Consider the following 21,813-nt stretch of genomic DNA (forward strand, 5'->3'; position numbering starts at 1 on the left):
TTTTGTTTAATTATATAAAAAGGCAAAATGGGCAGGGATATTTCCGCCTTCGGTTTTCCATTTAAAGTGTCCGTTTTTATCAAAGCAGTATACAAATCCCATGGAAACATAGTTTCGGGCATCTGTCATATAAATGTCCTCTGTAATTGGGTTTACAGCAATTCCGTATGGAGTTTTAATAATGTCTTCATACTCTTTGTCAATAATTCTGTTGGAAATGACCTGCTCTGTTTTTACATCAATGATCCCAAATGTTTTTACATAAGCATGGGTATTGTAATTGAATTCATTGCCGTAGTAATACAGCTTATCATTCACGATGGTCATTTCGCTTACTGCAATATGAAAATCTTTTTTAATGGTGCCTGTTGCTGCATCTACCAGATATAAATTAGAAGGAACGTTATAGTAATCTCCTCTTGAGCTTACATACAGATCTCCATAATTGTCCTTTTTAAGACGGTGAAGATTGATGGCTACATCAATTTTTTTCTTTTCTGTAAAGGTGTTCAGATCAATTACAGAAACCGTTTTATCATAATTCGGAACCATATATCCCCCGGAATTGGCTACAAACAACTGGTTCCCCACGATTTCCATTTCCTCAGGCTGATATCCTACCGTTACATTTCTTTTGATAGACAGAGATAAGGTATCTATTTCCACTACTTTTCCTTTAGGAGCTAATGGATTAATATCTACAGGACCTGCATAACTGCTGGCATAGGCATTTCCATCCTTGAATGTTAAATATCTACAGTTCTGTAAATAGATAGATTTGATATGCTTGGCTGTTTTAGCTTCCAGCACTTCGATGGTATTGGAAACATTGACAACGATGTACATCTTGCTGCCATAGATTTTAATATCGTTTCCTACATCTCCCAGCTCTTTTAAAACATTGGGATTGATTTCGGAATAGATATTCCTGAAATAGGTTCCTTTGGTATAATCAAAGAAATCAAGGGTGCATTTATTACTTCCCATATTTCCTTCATTCAATACGTAGAATCCTTTTATGGTGTTTTTTTCAACAGGGTTAAGTCCTTCCACTACTTCCATAGGAATGATCGTATCATCTGTACGGCAGGAAGTAAGAGCAATGAATACAAAAAATAAAAAAAACAGATTTAGCTTCTTCATAATGTAAAATTTAAAGTGAGTCTGAAGTTTCTTCCCGGCATGGGATAATTCAGGACAACGTCATAATATTGATTAAAGACATTGTTCATTTCAAGGTTTATTTTAAAAGGATGCCCGGCAAGGCTTAGTTTTCTCTGAACAGAAAGGTCGTGGGTATACCAGGGCTGAATATAGTTATACCGGATATTATCCTGCTGTCCGTCATATCTTTCCCCAACATAGATTGTGCTGTAATTAAAACTCCAGTCTTTATAATCTGCCATTAGAGTGAAAGATCCGCTATGTCTTGGTGTATAAGGGATTTGCTCTCCGTAATAGGTTTCTTTAAATCCTTTAGTGATTGTTTTATCTTGGGCGCTCTGGTAAGTATAAGCCAATAATGGTTTGATCTTAACATTCCCCAACATCATTTCGGTCTGAACATTCACATCTGCTCCTATAATTTCAACCTTTCCCAGATTGAGCATCATCCAACGAAACATATTGGTTGTAGGGACGGCAACGATCTTATCCGTCACCTTGTTATAATACCCATCAACCTTTACATAAAGTCCTTTGAATAAAGACTTGTCATACTTTTTCTGATAGGTAAAACCAAGATCATACTGATGGGTAAATTCCGGTTTCAGAAAAGTATTTCCAACGCTGGTATAATACAAATCGTTAAATGTTGGTAGCCTGAAGATATTTTTATAGAAAGTTCTGAGGGTAAGTTCCGGTATGGAAGCAGGCTGATAGCTCATAAAGAAAGCAGGAGTCCATTCTCTTCTGTCATCAGCTTTGAAATTCATTTTGACGTCTTCAGAAGTAAATGTCCCTAAAAGACTTCCTAAAAACTTAAATCTGTTCCACTGATAGGTTGTAGCTAATGCAACCAGAGTTGTATAGCGGGTAGGATAAGAGAAGTTTCTTAAATCAGCATCTAAATTATTGTACTGAAAGTCTCCACTTAAACTGACATCCCAATTAGGAGTAATTGAATATATATTGGAAGACGAGAGATAAACTTCCCGTTGGATATAAGTATTTTTTGCTTGATACTGTGCCTGAGACCTTACCGTATCATTAAAATAAGTGTAATCATAAGCAAACTTACCCTTCAGTTGAGTTTCAAACTTAGGAAACAGCTTTTTCCTGAAATTGGCCTGTACAAAATAAGTTTCATCCAGCATTCTTGCTCCTCTTGCCTTAAAACGGTTTTTTACAATAGGGGCAGGAATACCACGGTTTGAAATATAACCATAGCCGCGAATATTCCAGCTTCCGTTATTCAAAGTTCCATTTACAGATGTTTCAAAGCGTTTTGCTTTAATATCTGAATCATATCTTTTGGAAATGGTATCAGAAGCTGTGGCTCCATTGGGAAATTTTCTGCCATAACGGAATTTATAAAGACCGTCACTCTGAAGAAACTCTGCACTGAAGCTCGTTGCAATCCGTTTTGAAATCTTTTGTTCTAATCGGAATGAAGGATTAAATAAATCAATGGAAGCACTTTTTGCTCTTATAGTGAGATTGGTTTTTCTGTTTCCTGTGAATACTGGTGTTTTGGGCTGTAAATAGATAGATCCTGATGACCCGAAGTCTTTTGCAGGCTGAAAGATTTCACTTTTTTGTCCGTTGTACAATGAAATTTCTTCCAAATCATCCAGAGAATATCTTCCAAGGTCTACCAGTCCGTTTTGGGCATTCCCCAGTTGAATACCGTCATAGAATACGCCTACATGCTGGCTTCCCATACTTCGGATATTGACGGTTTTCATACCACCCATACCTCCATAATCTTTGATCTGAAGTCCGGAAAAATACCTCAGCGCATCTGCAACAGAGTGGCTGTTCAGTCTTTCAAGCTCTTCACCCTGTAAAGTCTGGGCCGGAAGAATTTCTTTAAAGTTCTTTTTATAGATATTGACAGCCTTTATGGCTTCTTCTTTAATACTGTCTTTTTTTCTGGTTTGAGAAAATAGAGTTTGAGAGGTTAACACGAGTACCGTGAAAACAATTTTATGGAATTGAAATGTAGTTAGTTTTGCTACCATTAGCTCATTCATGGATAATGATGACACTAATGGATATAAGAAAAGCAACGACAAAGCACAGCAGTACTGCACAGAATCATTGTAGTCCTAAGCTTTATTCCACGAAAGCGTCAAACGTTTATTTATTTTGGCAGGTCTTCTGACTTACTCCGTTTTTGAAATCCTTCCCATTCCTAGAAACAGTGGATATGCTTTTCAAAAACTTTGGTGCGGAGCTTACAGCAGCGGGTCTGTTCCGGATTTTCACCGGATTCCCTTTTAAGAGCTTTTTACGGCTCACCAAATTTCGGCAAAGATATAAAATTCTATTTAGATACAATGTCATGCAGAATAAAATGATTATCAATGCATAAACATGAAAAATCCCGTCAGGTTGTAACGGGATTTAAACAATGAATTTTATAGGATTATCAATGATTATCTTTTCACAAATTCACGGTCACTCAGGGTTTTCATAAACAAGATAAGATTGGTCTTTTCCTGCTCTGTGAGAGGAATCCGGTTTCCGTTGTTTTTAAAGATGGGATCAAGATTATCTGCTTCCAAAACACCTTTATCAAAATAATCAAGAACAGCTCTTAAAGTTGGGAACTGTCCGAAGTTTCCATAAGGAGCCGTATATTCTACATTTCGTAATGAGGGCACTCTGAAGCTCATATAATCTTCCGGCTTTCCTGTCACTCTTCCACGTCCGGCTTCATTGGTATTAGAGTTTACAGGAAATCCAATATTTCTGAAGCTCTGATCGGTAAAAAGCTCTGTACTATGACAGCTTGCACATTTTTGTTGAAAAGTCTGATAACCTTGTTTCTCGTTTTCTGTAAAAGGATCTCCTTCATTTCGTTTTACTTTATCATACTTGCTATTGGCAGAAATCAACATGTATTCGTACTGTGCAATACTTTTATATATTCTTTCCGAAGTAACGGCTTCATCTCCAAATGCTTTTCTGAATAAATCTTTATACATTAGATCATCCTTTAATTTTCCTATGACTTCCAAAATAGAAGAACCCATTTCTTCATGAGTGATGATAGGAACCAATGGTTGGTTTTCCAATTGAAGAATATTTCCATCCCAATTATAAAACTTCATAAACATCATATTCTGAATAGCTGGTACATTTCGCAGTCCTACTCTATTCTGAATACCTATGGCCTGGGCATTGTTATCCGCAAAAGCATTTCCCTGAATATGGCAGCTGGAACAGGAAACCGTATTATCTGCACTCAGTCTTTTTTCATGAAATAGCTTTTCTCCCAACTCTACTCCATATTTTGTAGGCAAATTGGAATTCACAGAAGTATTAAGTTCCGGAAAACCTAAAGGAATATTAAGTATTAATTTCGGATTATCAATAGGAGCTGGCTCATAATGATCGTTATTACAAGAGATTAACAGTATAAAAATCGTTAAAATGCTTAATCCTTTTTCCATTACAGCTGAAATAAATCTAGTTTTCAACACTACTTACTGAAAACATTCCTGAAATATCACTGGAGCCGTTTCCTCCTAAGTTATCCACAAATTTTATCATTTGATTGGCTGTATGAATATTCGGAGTGGCATTTCCATCTGATCCTGTTCCGGTAACCAGTACAATGGTATTGATCTTACCCGTCAGCAACTTATCAAAATCTGCTTTCACAATAATTTTAGGAGCTTTGTTATCTACTATTGCAGTTTTAGGCAGGTCTAAGGTAACGTCTCTGTATGCATCTACTCCCTGGGTAAAGTTTCCTTCAGATGCTTTGATGGTACTTCCCGTATGAATAGACATCTGTTTGTTATCTGTTCCGTAGAAACCTTCTATTTTCGTAAAGCGATAGCCAGCTCCCCATTCCCACATCATTTGAGTGTCATTAGCACCTGCAGTAGCATAGAATTTTGGAAATCTCACCTGATCCAGCACATTCAGATCTCTTTTTACTCCCAATCCGAACTTAATTCTTTTGTATTCTCCAGCTGGGATATTACTCAGAATATAACGAAGGGTTTCCGGTTTCGACTGATCTATCACGGTAGCTCCCTGATCAAGGTCATTAATTTTATAAGGAACTTCATTGCCATCTGCTTTTATCAAACGAATATTACTGATGACGTATTTCAATTCTGAAAAGTGGTGAACCTGTCCTTCTGCAGAAATATTTGTAGTTGCAGTAGCAGACGTAGATCCTCCAAGAACAATGGTTGTATTTTTAAAAGTATTATTAAACTCAAGGGTTACGTTATTCGCTACAGAGTTATCATCACTATTCTGGCATGAAATTACACCTAATGAAAAAGCGGATACTAGTAGATATTTTTTAAAGTTTTGCATTGTAAAAATTTTAGTGGTTGTTTTGATTAAAGTTGTTTTTATCCTTAAAAACTGAATTTTAAAGAGGTATAGATATTACGCCCCATTCTTGGGATGTTTCCCCAATCTGCATAGGTGCTGTAGTATTTGTTCAACAGGTTTTCTGCGCCTACCTGAAAAACGGTTTTCAATTTTTGGATCTTGAAAGTATAGTTCACGGAGAAATTCCATATTGTATAAGCCGGAGTTTGGTCTTCTCCATATTCTGGGCTGTAATTACGTTGGATAAAGTCTCCGTTTACAGAAGTCTGAACACCGAAATTATGATGGTTAAAATGTAAAGAACTTAAATAACTCAATGGGCGGATGAAGGGTAGATTCTTTCCTTTATCATCTCTTCCGCGGGCATAGGTTAAAGTTCCTTTCCAATGGAGTTCTGGTAAAATGCTGTAGCTTCCATTCAGAGACATATTGAAAAGTGTTGCATGATCTAATGAAGTATAAGCCTTCACTCCTACCGATTGGTAATTCATTGGACTTCCGAGACTTAGAATTTTCCCGATAATGTAATTCTGAATATAGAAGTAGTTTACTTTAGCTTCAATACTCATTTTTTCATTTTTAAACCCTGCACTGGCATTGGTTTCATAGGAAATTTCATTTTTTAAATCAGGATTTCCGATATAATCATAACGGTCAAAGCTATTGTAGATATAATATCCATAGCCTTCTGAAACGGAAGGAGCTCTATGCCCATAACCCGTTCCTACAGAAAAGCTAAAATGATTTTGTGTAAATTGATAACCTGCATGTAAACTGGGAAGAATCCTCGTCTTTTGCTGAGATGCTCCCGGATGAAAAATCCAGTTGAATTCAACATATTTGGACTCATTATAGTTCAGTCCTAAAGATCCACCCAAACTCAAACTGCTTTTATCTGATATTTCCCAGTTGTTAGTCATTGAAAGTCCTGCAAAGCGTGTGGTTACCCAAGGCCAGCTGTACGCAAACATGGATCTGTTCTTTCTGTCCTGTGGATACATCCTCATTTCTGCAATGGATGTATTATTGTACATATTGAGCTCTATGGCTGAAGTATATCTTTCTTTTTTCAGATTCAAAGAAGAAACCAGTCCATAAGTAGTGCTCCATCCCGGCATATCCATGTGTACAAGATTTTCGGGACGTCCGGTATCATCCATATAATGCTCTATGGTATTATAATAGATTTTCGTATCCCAGGATTTAATCAATCCTTCTTTAAACAATTGCTTATAGGAAGCTGAAGTAATCATCGCCCTGGAAAGCCATAAATCCATCGGTAATGCAGGAAACCCCACACTTTTTGCCATATCAAAAATAGCGTCTACTCTTACTGAAGATAAAGGGCTTGTTTTATAAGCTATTCCAATTCCGGTATTGAATTTATTATATTGTGAATGATTGACCTCAGCGCCATTTCCATCATAATAATTTTCTGCTTTCCGGAAGGAAATACTTCCATCCACCACAAGTTTTTTGCCGGAATAGGAAATATTTCCCAGATTGAAAAACTGCTTATTATTGAATTCAAAGCCTGTCTGATACATTCCATTCCACTTTTTTTCAAGGCCGAAAGGAGTACTTTTTCTTTTCAGATCAATACTTCCTGCTATTGTAGCCCCGTGAGAACTTCCTTCCTGCCCTGACTTTATATCGATCGCCGAAAGTGTATTGCTCTCCATATACGACGTTACAGGATCCATTTTATCAGTACATGCTCCGAAAATACGCATCCCATCAATGGTAACAACAGATCTTTCCGTACTCATGTTATTGAGTAAAGGTTCCCAGGCATACGCTCCCCGTTTTATAAAGCTTATTTTGTCTGAAGAAGCCAAAAACTCGTCTATTGAAACTGCCATTTTCATATCCGTTTCAATTTTCTTTTTGCTACTCTTTACTTCTACCTTATCCAGAAGAGTAATGCTGTCTTTTCGTGTTTTCCTATTTTGAGCATTCATTACAACACCCAAAAAGATCAATATTATTCCGAACTGCTTCATGGCATTAGAATAAAGTATCAATAAACAATTCGCTTTTAGCCCCCGGAACACCTGGTGTAAAATCTGTAGAAACCTTGGTTCCTTTGATAATTTTTCCATTTTGATTCAACAGGATAAAATTTAAGGTCCAGTTTCCTGTCATGGTATAATTAACAACACCATGGTAGAGACCGTCATTTTCCTGTATTAAATCTTTATTATTAGGTGATGAGTGATTTCCCATCGAAGGTTCCGGCATTCTTGGATCCAATTGTAAAGTATATCCTTTCACCTCTGAATAGGAGAACTGTGAAGGATCAGGAAAACTTCCTGTGGAAACCGCAGGCTTATTGTATTTATAAATTCCTGCTACCAGTTTATTTTCTGCTACTTTAGGTTTCTGAGGGGAAACAAGAGCAATGTAGTATTGTTCCCCATCATTTCCCGTAAACGAGGTCATATTCAGATTTTTATTATTCTGTTCAGCCACAGTAATATCTTCGTTGATAGCATATACTTTTTGGTTCACCGTAAAACTCAAATAAAGTTTCCAGTTCCCGGAAGCATTGCTTTTATCCGTAAATACAGAATATCCTGAATAATATTTACCTTCCTTTTTATAACTCAGATTGTATTGATACGGACATGAAGTTTTACTCCCATCAGCTTTCGACATAATCGGTAAAAAAGTGACCTCCGAAGTATTGATATTTTCATGAGTCTGGGTATTGGTAATCTTTATTCTGATTTCATTATACCCCTGATAAAATGTTCCGTTTAAAGTCTCGACGCTTATGGTATAGCCATCTGTGTTTACTGTTGCTGCTTCTTTAAATTCGTAATGTTCCGGAACGGCCGTGTTGATTTCGCTTTCATAATCGGTTTTGTCGAGGGTGCAGGAAACAGCCATCAACAAAAGTCCCATGATGAAAATATGATACATTTTCATTGTTGATTTTTTAGTTGGATAAATACAATAGAAATACTTTGAATGCTGAAACATTCAAGATTTTTTTACCACAAAAGGCACAAATATTTTTATAACATGTAAGGTGCTTTAAAGTTATCCACAGCGTGTGGATAAGTCATAACCCTTTATGAAATAGGTACATTAAGCATATTCAAGATATCTTAAATACACTTTTGTGCTTAATTTTCTATAGGAGAATCCTAAAAAACCGGTGGTCTGAAAATGTGTTTCAGAAACAGAAAAGAATAGGCTGTTTCGTAGATGAAATTAGTGTTGGAAACTATAGTTTTTCCAGTGTGAAGGATCTCTGTAATTTCAGGCAGGGTATAGATATCAAGAATTTTCTGGCCTGAATTCTTTGTTTTATTGAAAGGAGTAGATTCCGTATCACTGTTTGCTTTTGCCAGCTCTTTGCTCAAATGGCATTTTCCCTTACAGTGAAGCTCCGGTTTACTTTTGTTAACACAGAGCGTATTAACAATATAATTATAATTTACAGCATACTCAGCCAGGGGTATCAGAGGTCTGAACACCATATAGCTTATAAAGAGTAGGCTGTAAATTAATTTCATGAATTATTTTTTGCTTAAAGCATCATCATATCTTTTGCTCACTTCTTTCCAGTTCAGCACATTCCAGATGGCAGAAAGGTAGTCTGCTCTTTTGTTCTGATATTTCAGATAATAAGCATGTTCCCAAACATCAATTCCCAGGATAGGAGTTCCTTTTTCTTCCACAATATCCATCAATGGGTTATCCTGATTAGGCGTAGAAGAAACGAAAAGTTTTCCGTTTTTATCCACAGAAAGCCACGCCCATCCTGACCCGAAACGGTCTGCACCAGCTTTACTCATCTTTTCTTTGAAAGCATCCATACTTCCAAAAGTTTCAGTAATTGCTTTTGCTAATTTTGCAGAGGGTTGAGTATTCTTCTCCGGAGTAAGGATCGTCCAGAACAATTCGTGGTTATAATGTCCGCCAGCATTATTTCTTACTGCAGGACTTAATTTTGAAGTCTCAGAAAGAATTTTAATTAAAGTTTCTTTTTCCTGAGGAGTTCCTGCAATCGCTTTATTCAGGTTGCTCGCATAGGCTGCCCCATGCTTTGAATAATGGATTTCCATTGTTTGCGCATCAATTGATCCTTCCAATGCATTATAAGCATAAGGCAAAGGAGTTTGTTTAAATTGTGCCAGTGTAAACTGAGCCGCGAATACTGCTCCTAAAGCAGCTATTTTCATAATCTTCATAATGTTTTGTTATATGGTTTAACAATATTTTTTTAGAAAGGAAGTAAGGGTGCTGGAAGCTGGGAGTTATATTAGTTAATAATCGGAACTCCTTTTATTCTATAAACGAAGAGTCCTTCCATCTTCGATCTTCCCTCTTCCATCCTAGTTTAATAACTTCTTAATATCCTCAATCAGGATTTCTCTGTCCGGATGGTATTTTCCGGTAAGCTTAGGATTCTTTCCTTCAGGATCTTCGTAATTCAATCCTGAGTAATAAAGGATCGGCATATTTTCTTTATTGTATCTGCAACGGATATTACCATTCTCATCTACCAGCGCAATCATTCCGCTGTGATTAAGACTTTCTGCTTCATCTTCTTTATCGCCTACATAAATATTGAACTGATCTGCAAGTTTCCCGATATAGGTTCTGTCTCCTGTCAGGAAATGCCAGTTAGGAGATTTTGCACCTATTCTTTGAGCATGCTCTTTTAAGGTTTGCGGAGTATCATTGTCAGGATCAATACTGATGGAGATAATTCCAAAATCCGGATTGTTAATTTGGTTCTGAACCGCTTTCATGTTCGTATTCATTACGGGACAAATGGTAGGACATTTACTGAAGAAAAACTCTACCAGATACACTTTTCCCAACATATCTTTATTGGTGATTTTTTTCCCGTTCTGATCCGTGAGTTCAAAATCAGGAACCTTCATCACGGTATAAAGACTCTTTTTAAAATAACTCATTCCAACTCCTATTCCTAAGAACAGTAAAGCAAACACTGCAATCGGAATAATGATTTTGCTCTTGTTATTCTTCTGATTATTTTTGGGCATAACTTTCAGGATTTTTCTTGAATTCATCTTTACAGTATGAGCTACAGAAGCCATATACTTTAGCTTTATATACCGCAGTATCTTTTAAAGAACCTGCTGTTTTCATATGGCAGATAGGATCTTCTTCATTCACTACCTGAACATTCTTTATGTTTTCTCCTGAAGAGTCCATATTGCTTTTGTGTTTTACCTGGGGTTCTTTGGCGCAGGAAAAGAGGGTTATTGACAGCAGAGCCGTCAAAATAATTGGAAATTTCATTTAATGATCAATTGAAATTAATATTTTTGAATACAATTGTAAGGCTAAACAGTACGTAACAACAACCATACGATCAGTTGGAATCCTATAAATTCCTACTAACAAAGTTTTTTAGGTTAATCTGTAATGAATTGTTTAAATAGACTTTATACAAAAACTAAAATCTTAGTTCAATGTAAAACATTAAACTAAAGGTGGATGGAATATCCTTGAAAAATAGTCTGAAGAATGGGAATCAAAATAATATGAATCTGGAGTCTCATCCTGCAATTCAGTATCTTTTTTATCTGAAAAAGAAAGAATTTCATGAGAAATAAAGACATCTAATCCAGCAATCTTTATCGTCTGTGAACTGTTGGATTGCTTTTCTGTTTTTGCCAGTTCTTTTTCAACGTAGCATTTTCCTTTACAGGTAGACTGAGGAACCTCTCTGTTTTCACAAAGATTTTTCACTATATAATCATAGTTTACCGCATAGTTTACCAATGGCAGAACAGGACGTACTGCAACCGTAAAAATGATAAATATGGAAATAAATAACCTCAATTCTTCAGTTCTGTGTTACAAATATACTACTTCAAAATTGTTTTCTGTTCTATTTATGATGAATGTCATTGATGGATTTTTATTGATCTCTTATGTTTTGTTGGAATTCGCAAGGGCGCAAGGATCTTTTTAAAAGATTATGTTTTTAAGGCGCAAGGATTTTATCTGCGATAAAATTGAATACTGCTTATTTTTTTGAGCTTTAAAATATACACAATGTGAATAAAAATCCTTGCGCCTTTGCGTTTTCCAACAGAAAAGACTCCGCTGTTACCAGCAGAGCCTTCTTAATATAATATAGCCGTATGTTTTTAGTTTCTAAAACTTCATTCTCTGAATTCTCACTGCATTTAAAATTGCCAGTAAAGCAACTCCTACATCAGCAAACACAGCTTCCCACATGGTAGCCAAACCTCCTGCACCCAATACAAGAACCACAGCTTTTACAGCAAAGGCAAGGATAATATTCTGCCAAACGATTTTTTTCGTTTGCTTCCCAATATTAATAGCCATTGGAATTTTACTTGGTTTATCATCCTGAATGACCACATCCGCTGTTTCAATAGTGGCATCACTTCCTAATCCACCCATAGCGATTCCTACATCACTTAAAGCAACTACCGGAGCATCATTTACTCCATCTCCTACGAAAGCTACCGTCTGGTTTTTTGCTTTGATTTCTTTTACTTTATTCACTTTATCTTCCGGCAGAAGATCTCCGAATGCATTATCAATACCCAGCTGATCTGCTACATATTTTACAACAGTTCCTTTGTCTCCACTTAACATAGTGGCTTTTACCCCCATTTTATGAAGATTATCAACGGTTTCTTTGGCATCTGCTTTAATACTGTCTGCAATCGTGATATAACCTGCAAACTTTTTATCGTATGCTACCGCAATAAGAGTGTACACAATATTAGCATGGTTGATATCATAGCTGATGCTGAACTTATCCATTAACTTAAAGTTTCCCACCAGAAGTTCTTTTCCATTGACCGTTGCTTTCAACCCATGCCCTGCAATCTCTTCAACGTTTTCCATTGGAATGGAATAATTGATATCTCCTACATAGTTATGAATTGCCGTGGCTACAGGGTGGGTACTTTTACTTTCCAGCAGATTAACCAGCTGCATGATTTCATCTTTATTAAATTCAGGACTAATGCTTACTTCCTGAACTTTGAAAACGCCTTCCGTCATGGTTCCGGTTTTATCCATCACCACGTTCTGAATTTCGGCAATACTATCCAGGAAGTTACTTCCTTTGAATAAAATTCCGTTTCGGCTGGCGGCTCCAATTCCTCCGAAATATCCTAATGGAATAGAGATCACTAAGGCACAAGGGCATGAAATCACCAGGAAGATCAATGCTCTGTATAACCAATCTCTGAATTGATAATCATCCACAAAGAAATAGGGTAAAAAAGTAATTCCTATGGCAAGAAATACAACAATCGGAGTGTATACTTTTGCAAATTTTCTGATGAATAACTCAGTAGGCGCTTTCTGAGCAGTTGCATTCTGAACCAGCTCTAAGATTTTACTTAGTTTACTGTCTTCATAAGCTGTGGTTACCTTCACAAGAGCAATACTGTTCATATTAATCATCCCTGCCAATACTACTTCTCCTTTATTTTTGGTGTCCGGTTTACTTTCTCCAGTCAAGGCAGCGGTATTGAATGATGCCGAATCTGAAAGCAGTTCTCCGTCTAAGGCCAGTTTTTCACCTGGTCTTAACTGAATGACATCACCTACTTTGGTTTCTTTTGCTTTAATCGTTTTAGGCTGATTATTTTCCATAATTGTAACCTCATCAGGTCTTTGATCCAGTAAAGCTTTAATATTTCCTTTAGCTCTGGTTACTGCCATCGACTGGAAAACCTCTCCTACTGCATAAAAAAGCATTACCGCAACACCTTCAGGATATTCTCCGATGGCAAATGCACCAATGGTAGCAATACTCATCAGAAAGAATTCTGAGAATACATCTCCTTTAATAATACTTTTATAAGCATCTTTCAAGACTGGAAATCCTACAGGGATATAAGCGGCCAGGAACCAAACTAATCGTACCCATCCTGCAAACCATGTAGGTTTTATATAATTGTCAAATGCAATTCCTAATAATAAAATCACAAAGGATATAATCGCCGGGAGAAACATCTGAAAGATGCTCTGATCTCCTGTATCATGAGAATGCCCGTCGTGATCGTGGTCATGATCGTGCCCATCTCCTGCTGAATGATTATGTTGATGTCCTTTTGTTTCTTTTTCCGGGGTTGTACTACAGCACTTTTCCATAACTGTTATTTTTATACAAATTTAAAGGTGAGACAGATGCAATGCTATTGCAAACTTTCGAGACAATTTTCACAGATTCCTTTGGCAAAAAGTCTTATTTCATCAATCCGGAAATTGGTCTGTATATTTTCAGGAAAGGAAATATCTTCTTTACAGGTGGTCTGTTTGCATATTTTACAATAGAAATGAAGATGCCAGTCTTTATGGGTTTTCTCATCACAGTCGTCATCACATAGTTTGTATTTTGTGGTGGTATTTTCCTGTATGCTGTGAACAATTCCTTTTTCTTCAAAAGTTTTTAAGGTTCTGTAAATGGTAATTCGGTCTGCATTCTCAAAGTGATTTTCTATTTCAGACAGAGACATAGCAGCGTCCTGTGAGCTTAAAAAATCATATACCAAAATCCTCATACTGGTAGGCTTGGTATTTTTATCGATGAGTTTGTTTTCTATATCTTTTTTCATTTTTAATCTTTTAAAATATTACAGATGTACTTCATTCTCTTCATATCCTTCTTCTTCGATCTGAAAAGTGGTATGGCTTATTTTAAAATTCTCAACGGTTGTATCTGTCAAGATTTTTAATAATTGATTCTGCGAAACATTAGCTTCCTTTACAACATGAGCACTCATTGCGTTCACACTGGAAGTTAGCGACCATACATGCAGATCATGAACATTCTTCACGCCCTGAATCTGCTCCAGAGATTTACGGAGTTCATAAATATCTACATCAGCCGGAGTTCCTTCCAACAGTACATTGATGGCTTCTTTCAATAATCGCCAAGTTCTTGGGAATATTAATAATCCTATAGCTGCAGAAATCAATGGATCAGCATAATACCAGCCTGTTGTAAGCATAATAATCCCTGCAATCATTACTCCAACAGAAGTTAACATATCGGAAAGTACTTCGAAATAAGCGCCTTTCATATTCAGACTTCCTTCTGAATCTTTTCTGAGGATCATCATCCCGATGATATTCACCAATAATCCGATTCCAGCTACAATCAACATAGATTTACTCTGTACTTCCGGTGGATTCTGAAACCGTTGATACGCTTCAAATAAAACATATATTGAAATTCCCAAAAGAACAACAGCATTTATTACGGCTGCTAATATTTCGGTACGGTAATATCCAAAGGTTCTGGAAGGGTCTGCTTTTTTCTCTCCTATTTTTATCGCAATAAATGCCAGCAATAAACCTACAACATCGGTTAACATATGCGCTGCATCAGCTAATAATGCGAGACTGTTGGTGACAATTCCACCTATAACCTCAGCAATAAGATAAGTCCCGCTAAGGCACAGTACAATCAGTAAGTTTTTTTTATGTCTGCTTGCTGCAGAGGGAGTCTGTATTTGTGTTTGGGTGTTTTCCATAGCTAATGGCTTAATTACATTTCATAATAGGAGGTATTTTCTTTTTTAGGGGGAACATTTTGCTCCCCAATCATTTGTCTGATATTGATCTCTATGGTTTGTGCCAAAGAAGTTACCGGAGTATCTACCGGTCTGTTTTCAAATGGATCCTGCATCATAATTGAGGTCTTTTCGATAGTAATAAACACAATCGGAATCAGGAAAGTAATGAGAATCTCTATAATCAGCTGGGAATCATCCAATCCAAATGGAAGTATGATCGCAAATACGTAGATTAATGTATGCACAAGAATGCTGTAAGATCTTGGAAACACTGTGTTCTTTAATCTTTCACATTTTCCCATGCTGTCGCAAAGTCTTGTGACCATATCATTAAGCTGCATATGTTGAAAATCCGTCAGTTTTGAAGTTCCTATCTCTTTAAGCTGTTTGGAATGGGCATCCAAAAGAGCATTCGGAATATTAGTACCGTTGATTTGATTTTCGTTCAAATAGCCCTGAACTTTATCTGAAAAAGGCAGTTTTCTCAATGATTCTCCTAAAGCATAGGTCCAGATGATCTGCCTCTCTGCAAACTCTCTGATGGTTTTATGATCCTCAGCAGGTAAAAACTGGGTAACCAGCCTTACAAAACTTCTGGAATCATTTACAATGGCTCCCCAAACGGTTCTTGCTTCCCACCATCTTTCATAAGATTGAGAGGTTCTGAATGCCAGCAACAATGATACTGCTGTTCCTAAAAGAGCAGGAATATTCAGAGGCAATGAAATTTTCTGAAACCACGGAAGCATATCCAAAAGTCCTATGGCTACGGCAAATATTCCGATGAACAGAATCTGAGACTTTATTTCACGGATGAAATACCAGACTGATATTTTTTGTTTAATAGCATAATAATTCATGTATTAAATGTTGTAAGATACTCTTTACTTTTCCCTCAGTCGGTTTTTATATTTCAATATAGCAACCCGTAAACAGCTCTAATTTACGTATAAAAATCGACACTTCATTGATTCTAATCTCCTTCATTAATGCTCGTGCTCTCCAGAATTAACCAATTTGGCATTCACAAAAAAGGCAGATTTCACTACTATTTTAGCATTATCCGGAATATCCCCAACAGGCGTTATAGCCGTATATCCCATATCGGAAGTTCCTTTCACCACTTCTACTTTTTCAAAATTCAATGTTTTAGGATGAGGTTTTCCTTTTTCATCATGTTCTTCCTCTATCTTTTTATCGGTTTGAATAAAGACATAGAACTTCCCGTCTGCTTCTACAATGGCTTCAGTAGGAACAGCTGGGGTAACACTTTTATCAAGACTTACGATCCCGGTGATATTCATTCCGTCAATTAATCCTGCTTTATTTCCAATTACTTCGCAGTGCATTGAGATGGTTTTGCTTTCGTTTTCAAAGGAAGATCCGATGCTGTAAATTTTTGCATCGTATTCAGTTTCCGGATTATTGGTCAGTTTAAAATGAACAATCTGTCCTACTCTCATTTTCGGAAGATCTTTTTCAAATACCTGAAGATCTAAGTGAATAGAACCGTTATCAATCACTGTAGCTACAGGAGAAGAAATATCCACATAACTTCCTATCTGAGCGGTAATACTACTGATGGTTCCACTGATAGGAGCTGTAATCACTAAACCGGATCTCATGTTCCCATTGTTGACATTTCCGGGGTTAATTCCCATCATCTGAAGCTGTTTAAGAAGAGATGCTCTTTTAGTTCTTAAAGTTTTCAATTCTGCATCGGCACTTTGAAGATTTTTCTTAGCTCCGGCATCGTTATCAAAAAGTTCTCTCTGTCTTCTGAATTCCTGTTCAGCATAGGTAATTCTGCTATTGGTTGTCAAATAATCTTCCTGAAGCTGAATATACTCAGGATTGGCAATGGTAGCAATTACCTGCCCTTTCTTTACAATACTTCCTACCTGAATATTGATGGTTTTGATGATTCCACCATACAAAGAAGTAATGGTCGCTTTATTGCTGTTCGGTACGCTCAAAAGACCATTTGCTTTAATGGTGGACGTAAGCTCTTTCATTTCTACCGTTCCTAAAGCTACTCCTACCGACTTCATCTGTTCTTCTGTTAAAGAGGCAATGGTTTGTGACTCTTCTTCATGTGCATGTTCTTTCTGCTCTTTTTTTTCAGGTGCTTTTTCTTCTGCAACTTCTTTTTTTCCGCAGCTAACAGCTAACAGAGAGATGAATACAAGGGCTATGATATTATATTTGAGTTTCATATTTGAATTTTTAGCGATACTAAGGTCGTTTACAATCGACTTCATATTATTTGTTGATGATTGAGTTAATAGTGACTACAGCTTGGTTCACCTGCTGAATAGATTCCAGGTATTTTAACTGAATATTGGTAGCCGTCTGCAGGGCAAAAAGATATTCTACATAAGAAATCTCTCCTGTTTTATATCCTAACTGAGCTGCTTTTACAATTTTCTCAGCATTGGGCAACGCCTGATTGGTATAATAATCATATTGCTGTATATCCTGCTGATATTGACTAAAAGCATTTTCTAACTGTGTAGTAAGCTGCTTTTTCTGCATTCTTGCATTGGTTTCTGCTACCTGCTTATCATATTCCAGAGACTGCATTCTGGCTTTCGTAGCCCCAAACGTTAATGGAATAGATACTCCAACCGTTGCAGACTGAAATCGTTTTCCTGAATCATAAAAATTCTCCTGTCCGTTAATGGTATGGAAGCCTATCAGTGATTGATTGGTATATCCTAAACTGAAATCCGGTAATCCTGTAGCTTTTTCAACCTTTTTATTCTTCTCCGCAATTTCCATTTCGTGATAAAAGGCCTTAACAGTAGGATTATTGACAACAACACTGCTATCCAAAACATTTTCAGCTTTTAAAGGTTGATAATTTGTATTGAATGGCACTTCCAGATTTTCTGAAGTATTTAAAAGTGTTTTTAAATTTTTATAAGCATTATTTAAGTACACTTCATTCTGTCTCAACAATAAATCAATTTCTCCTTTTTGGGTTTCTGCTGTATTGATCTCAATCTTTTTAATATCTCCTGCTTTAAATCTCACGGTTGCAATCCTGATAAAATCTTCATAAAACCCTGCAAGACTAGTTAGTTTCTCTTTGTTATACTGAAGATATTCAATCTGATAATAATACGTTCTAACATCTTTTACCAGTTCATTGGTTGTAATCTCTTTATCAATCTGCTTACTCTTAATCGTTTCATTAATGAGTTCCTTTCTTGCTTTAAATAAGGTTGGAAAAGGAATACTTTGTGAAATAGCAAATGACTGGTCAAATTTCGGACTGTTGTATTGTCCTAACTGAGCATCAAAGCTTAATTTAGGAAGTTCTTTAGCTGTAGGCCTCAAAGCTTCGGCTGATTTAATGCTTAAATCCTTTGACTGCAGTGTTAAATTATTATCCATTGCCATTTGCACCGCTTCTTCTACAGATATTGGTCTGGACTGAGCTTTAAAAGTCTGCCCAAGCATCATTAATCCAAAAATAAGCACTATAGTAAATGACTGCATGTTATTATTCTTTCTTTTCAAAATCTTTGTATTAAAAATGATGTACAGCATTGGCAGCACAAATAAGGTAAGGAATGTTGCAGTTACCAGACCACCGATCACTACGGTTGCCAAAGGTTTCTGGACTTCTGCACCGGCTCCTGTAGAAATCGCCATCGGTAAAAATCCTAGAGAAGCCACTGTGGCGGTCATGAGAACGGGTCTTAATCTGGTTTTGGTTCCTTCAAAAACACGTTTTAAAATATCAGTTTCGCCTTCTTTTTCCAATTGATTAAAGGTTCCAATTAATACAATTCCGTTAAGTACAGCAACTCCAAACAGGGCAATAAACCCAATACCAGCACTGATACTGAATGGCATGTCTCTCACCAGAAGGGCGAAGACTCCTCCAATCGCACTCATTGGAATGGCTGTAAAAATCAGAGCAGCCTGTTTAAATGATTTGAATGTAAAATACAACAACATAAAAATTAGCAGCAAGGATACAGGAACAGCAATCATCAGACGCTTACTGGCTTCCTGAAGATTTTCAAACTGTCCGCCATAGGTAAAGTAGTATCCGGATGGTAATTTTACTTTATCCAATTTGGTCTGAATATCTTTTACCACACTTTCCACATCCCTTCCTTTTACATTAAATCCTATTACGATTCTACGTTTTCCCTGCTCGCGGCTGATCTGTGCCGGGCCAAGTTTATAACTCACATTGGCAACCTGTGACAACGGAATCTGAGCTCCCGTAGCTGAGGTTATCATCAGATTATTCACATCTGAAATATCGGTTCTGTGAAGACTGTCTAAACGGACTACCAGATCAAAACGTCTTTCATTTTCAAAAACCTGTCCGGCTGCTTTCCCTGCAAAGGCTGTACTTACCGCGTTGTTGACATCTTCTATATTTAATCCGTAATTGGCAATTCTTGTTCTGTCATACTGAACGTTGATCTGTGGAAGCCCGCTTACTCTTTCAATCTGAGGGGCAGTAGCTCCATCAACCGTTTGAATAATCTTACCCACTTTATCAGCATACACTGCCAATGAATCCAGGTTTTCTCCAAAGATCTTCACCGCAACATCCTGTCTGATCCCTGTCATCAATTCATTAAAACGCATCTGAATAGGCTGGTTTTTCTCAAAGAATACTCCAGGAATGGTTTCCAGCTTTTCGCTGATCTCATCGGCCAGCTCGTTATAAGATTTTTTGGTTTTCCATTCGCTTTGTGGCTTTAATACCACAATCATATCGGTAGCTTCCGGTGGCATCGGGTCTGTAGGAACTTCTGCTGATCCAGTTTTCCCGACTACCATTTTCACCTCATCAAACTGTTTGATAATTCTGGAAGCCTGCATGGACGTTTCTATACTCTGGCTAAGAGAACTTCCTTGCGGCAATATACAGTGGAAAGCGAAATCTCCTTCCTGCAATTGCGGAATGAATTCACCACCCATGTTTTTAAAAGTGAATGCTGCTATTACAAAGATTGCAACAGTTGCTGATACAATAATATATTTTACTTTAATTGCTTTCTGCAGTAAAGGCTGATAGATCTTCTGCAGATAGTTCATCATTTTATCTGAGAAGGTTTCCTTGTGTGATATTTTTTTGGATAAAAACAAGGCACTCATCATTGGAATATACGTCAATGAAAGGATTAAGGCTCCAAGGATAGCAAATCCTACTGTTTTAGCCATTGGGGTAAACATTTTTCCTTCTACTCCTGCCAAGGTAAGAATCGGGATGTAAACAATCAGGATAATGATTTCTCCGAATGCTGCACTGCTTCTAATCTTCGATGCAGAAAGGAACACTTCTTCATCCATTTCAGACTGCGTTAAAGTCCGCATCGATTTCCTTACCCCTAAATGGTGCAGGGTAGCTTCTACAATAATCACGGCTCCATCCACAATAAGCCCGAAATCTATGGCTCCTAGACTCATCAGGTTGGCACTCACTCCAAAGACATTCATCATTCCCAAAGCAAATAATAAGGACAATGGAATGGCTGAAGCTACAATAAGCCCAGCTCTAAGGTTACCCAGGAAAACAACAAGAACGAAAATAACGATCAAAGCTCCTTCAATCAGGTTCTTTTCAACGGTACTGATGGCTCTTCCCACTAAGTCTGTTCTGTCCAGAAACGGTTCTATCACCACATCATCCGGAAGAGATTTCTGAATGGTAGGAATTTTTGCTTTAATATTATTTACAACCTCATTACTGTTGGCTCCTTTCAGCATCATTACGACTCCACCTACCGCATCTACTTTTCCGTCATACGTTAATGCTCCATAACGAACAGCACTTCCCAGACGAACATCAGCTACGTCTTTGATGAAAATCGGAACGCTTCCTGTTTCATTTTTAACGGCAATATTTTTAATATCTTCCAGAGAGGTTACCAATCCGATTCCGCGGATAAAGTAAGCGTTAGGCTTTTTATCAATATAAGCACCTCCGGTATTCTGGTTATTTTTTTCAAGAGCTGTAAAGATTTCAGTAATACTGGTTCCCATGGCCTTCAATCTATTAGGATCAATGGCTACTTCATACTGTTTCAATTCTCCTCCAAAACTGTTGATCTCAGCAACGCCCGGAGTTCCGTTAAGCTGTCTTCTCACGATCCAGTCCTGCATGGTTCTCAGTTCCTTGGCATCGTATTTTTTCTCACTGCCTTTTTTAGGGTGAAGAATGTATTGATATACTTCTCCCAGACCTGTACTTACAGGAGCTAATTCAGGAGTTCCAACTCCTTTGGGAATTTCCTCTACAGCATTTTTTAATTGTTCATTAATAAGCTGTCTGGCAAAATAGACATCAACATTTTCCTTGAAAACTACTGTAATAACAGACAGTCCGAATCTTGAAATACTTCTTGTTTCCTGAATATCCGGAACGTTTGCAATACTCTGTTCAATGGGAAAAGTCACCAGCTGTTCTACCTCCTGACCTGCCAACGTAGGACATGCAGTAATGATCTGAACCTGATTGTTGGTAATATCGGGTACTGCATCTATGGGTAGCCTGGTGGCACTCCATGTTCCCCAGATAACCAATATCAGCGTCATAATACCAATAACAACCTTGTTCTTGATACTGAATTTTATAATTTTATCTAACACGATTTTTATTTAATTTTATTGAAAATATAGGCATACAGCATAAAATACTGCAGCAAAAATATCCTGAAAACCTCTGCAATGGTATTGCAAAGTTTCAAGTAGGCTT

General features: G+C 37.1%; 17 protein-coding genes and 1 riboswitch. All 17 genes read right to left on the minus strand.

Features of this window, described 5'->3' with window-relative positions; all coding sequences use genetic code 11:
* Positions 1 to 6: 6 nt before the first annotated feature.
* The 17 genes from BOQ64_RS08890 to BOQ64_RS08970 all read right to left on the minus strand — a co-directional run bounded on the left by BOQ64_RS08890 (position 7) and on the right by BOQ64_RS08970 (position 21,707).
* Complete coding sequence (locus BOQ64_RS08890) at positions 7 to 1,143, minus strand: YncE family protein (RefSeq protein WP_129057767.1); 1,137 nt, start codon at positions 1,141 to 1,143, stop codon at positions 7 to 9.
* Positions 1,140 to 3,182: a TonB-dependent receptor plug domain-containing protein gene (locus BOQ64_RS08895; protein ID WP_129058071.1), complete on the minus strand. Its 2,043-nt coding sequence runs from the start codon at positions 3,180 to 3,182 to the stop codon at positions 1,140 to 1,142. The genes BOQ64_RS08890 and BOQ64_RS08895 overlap by 4 nt, the downstream gene beginning before the upstream one ends.
* A gap of 111 nt (positions 3,183 to 3,293) precedes the next feature.
* Positions 3,294 to 3,481: riboswitch (cobalamin riboswitch) on the minus strand.
* Between the two features lie 118 nt (positions 3,482 to 3,599).
* Positions 3,600 to 4,619, minus strand: coding sequence for a cytochrome-c peroxidase (locus tag BOQ64_RS08900; RefSeq protein WP_129058072.1), 1,020 nt, complete (start codon positions 4,617 to 4,619; stop codon positions 3,600 to 3,602).
* Between the two features lie 16 nt (positions 4,620 to 4,635).
* Positions 4,636 to 5,502 (minus strand): MbnP family protein, encoded by an 867-nt coding sequence (locus tag BOQ64_RS08905; protein WP_129057768.1) that lies wholly within the window; start codon positions 5,500 to 5,502, stop codon positions 4,636 to 4,638.
* A gap of 44 nt (positions 5,503 to 5,546) precedes the next feature.
* Positions 5,547 to 7,526 carry a TonB-dependent receptor plug domain-containing protein gene (locus BOQ64_RS08910; protein WP_129058073.1) on the minus strand — a complete coding sequence of 660 codons (1,980 nt, stop codon included), beginning with the start codon at positions 7,524 to 7,526 and terminating at the stop codon, positions 5,547 to 5,549.
* Positions 7,527 to 7,530: 4 nt separating this feature from the next.
* On the minus strand, positions 7,531 to 8,454 hold the full coding sequence (locus BOQ64_RS08915; protein ID WP_129057769.1) for a hypothetical protein: 924 nt from the start codon (positions 8,452 to 8,454) through the stop codon (positions 7,531 to 7,533).
* 221 nt (positions 8,455 to 8,675) lie between these two features.
* Positions 8,676 to 9,047, minus strand: a complete 372-nt coding sequence (locus BOQ64_RS08920) for a hypothetical protein (RefSeq protein ID WP_129057770.1) — start codon at positions 9,045 to 9,047, stop codon at positions 8,676 to 8,678.
* Between the two features lie 3 nt (positions 9,048 to 9,050).
* Positions 9,051 to 9,725: a superoxide dismutase gene (locus BOQ64_RS08925; RefSeq protein WP_129057771.1), complete on the minus strand. Its 675-nt coding sequence runs from the start codon at positions 9,723 to 9,725 to the stop codon at positions 9,051 to 9,053.
* Between the two features lie 144 nt (positions 9,726 to 9,869).
* The gene (locus tag BOQ64_RS08930; RefSeq protein WP_129057772.1) at positions 9,870 to 10,547 is read right to left on the minus strand and encodes an SCO family protein; all 678 of its coding nucleotides are present in this window, start codon (positions 10,545 to 10,547) and stop codon (positions 9,870 to 9,872) included.
* Complete coding sequence (locus tag BOQ64_RS08935) at positions 10,534 to 10,719, minus strand: YHS domain-containing protein (protein ID WP_228448280.1); 186 nt, start codon at positions 10,717 to 10,719, stop codon at positions 10,534 to 10,536. Before BOQ64_RS08935 ends, BOQ64_RS08930 begins: the two co-directional genes overlap by 14 nt.
* Positions 10,720 to 10,989: 270 nt before the next feature.
* Positions 10,990 to 11,352: a hypothetical protein gene (locus tag BOQ64_RS08940; protein ID WP_129057774.1), complete on the minus strand. Its 363-nt coding sequence runs from the start codon at positions 11,350 to 11,352 to the stop codon at positions 10,990 to 10,992.
* Positions 11,353 to 11,670: 318 nt separating this feature from the next.
* Entirely contained in the window at positions 11,671 to 13,656 is a 1,986-nt protein-coding gene (locus BOQ64_RS08945; RefSeq protein WP_129057775.1) for a heavy metal translocating P-type ATPase, read from the minus strand.
* Positions 13,657 to 13,700: 44 nt separating this feature from the next.
* Positions 13,701 to 14,120: a Fur family transcriptional regulator gene (locus BOQ64_RS08950; RefSeq protein WP_089734725.1), complete on the minus strand. Its 420-nt coding sequence runs from the start codon at positions 14,118 to 14,120 to the stop codon at positions 13,701 to 13,703.
* An 18-nt stretch (positions 14,121 to 14,138) separates the two neighbouring features.
* Complete coding sequence (locus tag BOQ64_RS08955) at positions 14,139 to 15,041, minus strand: cation diffusion facilitator family transporter (RefSeq protein WP_129057776.1); 903 nt, start codon at positions 15,039 to 15,041, stop codon at positions 14,139 to 14,141.
* A 14-nt stretch (positions 15,042 to 15,055) separates the two neighbouring features.
* The gene (locus BOQ64_RS08960) at positions 15,056 to 15,943 is read right to left on the minus strand and encodes a bestrophin family protein (protein WP_129057777.1); all 888 of its coding nucleotides are present in this window, start codon (positions 15,941 to 15,943) and stop codon (positions 15,056 to 15,058) included.
* Positions 15,944 to 16,069: 126 nt separating this feature from the next.
* Entirely contained in the window at positions 16,070 to 17,299 is a 1,230-nt protein-coding gene (locus tag BOQ64_RS08965; protein ID WP_129057778.1) for an efflux RND transporter periplasmic adaptor subunit, read from the minus strand.
* A 46-nt stretch (positions 17,300 to 17,345) separates the two neighbouring features.
* The gene (locus BOQ64_RS08970; protein WP_129059689.1) at positions 17,346 to 21,707 is read right to left on the minus strand and encodes a CusA/CzcA family heavy metal efflux RND transporter; all 4,362 of its coding nucleotides are present in this window, start codon (positions 21,705 to 21,707) and stop codon (positions 17,346 to 17,348) included.
* Between the last annotated feature and the right edge of the window lie 106 nt (positions 21,708 to 21,813).

This window comes from Chryseobacterium sp. CH25 (genome assembly GCF_004119455.1).
Classification (GTDB): domain Bacteria; phylum Bacteroidota; class Bacteroidia; order Flavobacteriales; family Weeksellaceae; genus Chryseobacterium.

Bases quoted from the DNA above. Each gene is read 5' to 3' on its own strand.
- BOQ64_RS08890 (WP_129057767.1), bottom strand. From the start codon at position 1,143: ATGAAGAAGCTAAATCTGTTTTTTTTATTTTTTGTATTCATTGCTCTT.
- BOQ64_RS08895 (WP_129058071.1), bottom strand. From the start codon at position 3,182: ATGGTAGCAAAACTAACTACATTTCAATTCCATAAAATTGTTTTCACG.
- BOQ64_RS08900 (WP_129058072.1), bottom strand. From the start codon at position 4,619: ATGGAAAAAGGATTAAGCATTTTAACGATTTTTATACTGTTAATCTCT.
- BOQ64_RS08905 (WP_129057768.1), bottom strand. From the start codon at position 5,502: ATGCAAAACTTTAAAAAATATCTACTAGTATCCGCTTTTTCATTAGGT.
- BOQ64_RS08910 (WP_129058073.1), bottom strand. From the start codon at position 7,526: ATGAAGCAGTTCGGAATAATATTGATCTTTTTGGGTGTTGTAATGAAT.
- BOQ64_RS08915 (WP_129057769.1), bottom strand. From the start codon at position 8,454: ATGAAAATGTATCATATTTTCATCATGGGACTTTTGTTGATGGCTGTT.
- BOQ64_RS08920 (WP_129057770.1), bottom strand. From the start codon at position 9,047: ATGAAATTAATTTACAGCCTACTCTTTATAAGCTATATGGTGTTCAGA.
- BOQ64_RS08925 (WP_129057771.1), bottom strand. From the start codon at position 9,725: ATGAAGATTATGAAAATAGCTGCTTTAGGAGCAGTATTCGCGGCTCAG.
- BOQ64_RS08930 (WP_129057772.1), bottom strand. From the start codon at position 10,547: ATGCCCAAAAATAATCAGAAGAATAACAAGAGCAAAATCATTATTCCG.
- BOQ64_RS08935 (WP_228448280.1), bottom strand. From the start codon at position 10,719: ATGGACTCTTCAGGAGAAAACATAAAGAATGTTCAGGTAGTGAATGAA.
- BOQ64_RS08945 (WP_129057775.1), bottom strand. From the start codon at position 13,656: ATGGAAAAGTGCTGTAGTACAACCCCGGAAAAAGAAACAAAAGGACAT.
- BOQ64_RS08950 (WP_089734725.1), bottom strand. From the start codon at position 14,120: ATGAAAAAAGATATAGAAAACAAACTCATCGATAAAAATACCAAGCCT.
- BOQ64_RS08955 (WP_129057776.1), bottom strand. From the start codon at position 15,041: ATGGAAAACACCCAAACACAAATACAGACTCCCTCTGCAGCAAGCAGA.
- BOQ64_RS08960 (WP_129057777.1), bottom strand. From the start codon at position 15,943: ATGAATTATTATGCTATTAAACAAAAAATATCAGTCTGGTATTTCATC.
- BOQ64_RS08965 (WP_129057778.1), bottom strand. From the start codon at position 17,299: ATGAAACTCAAATATAATATCATAGCCCTTGTATTCATCTCTCTGTTA.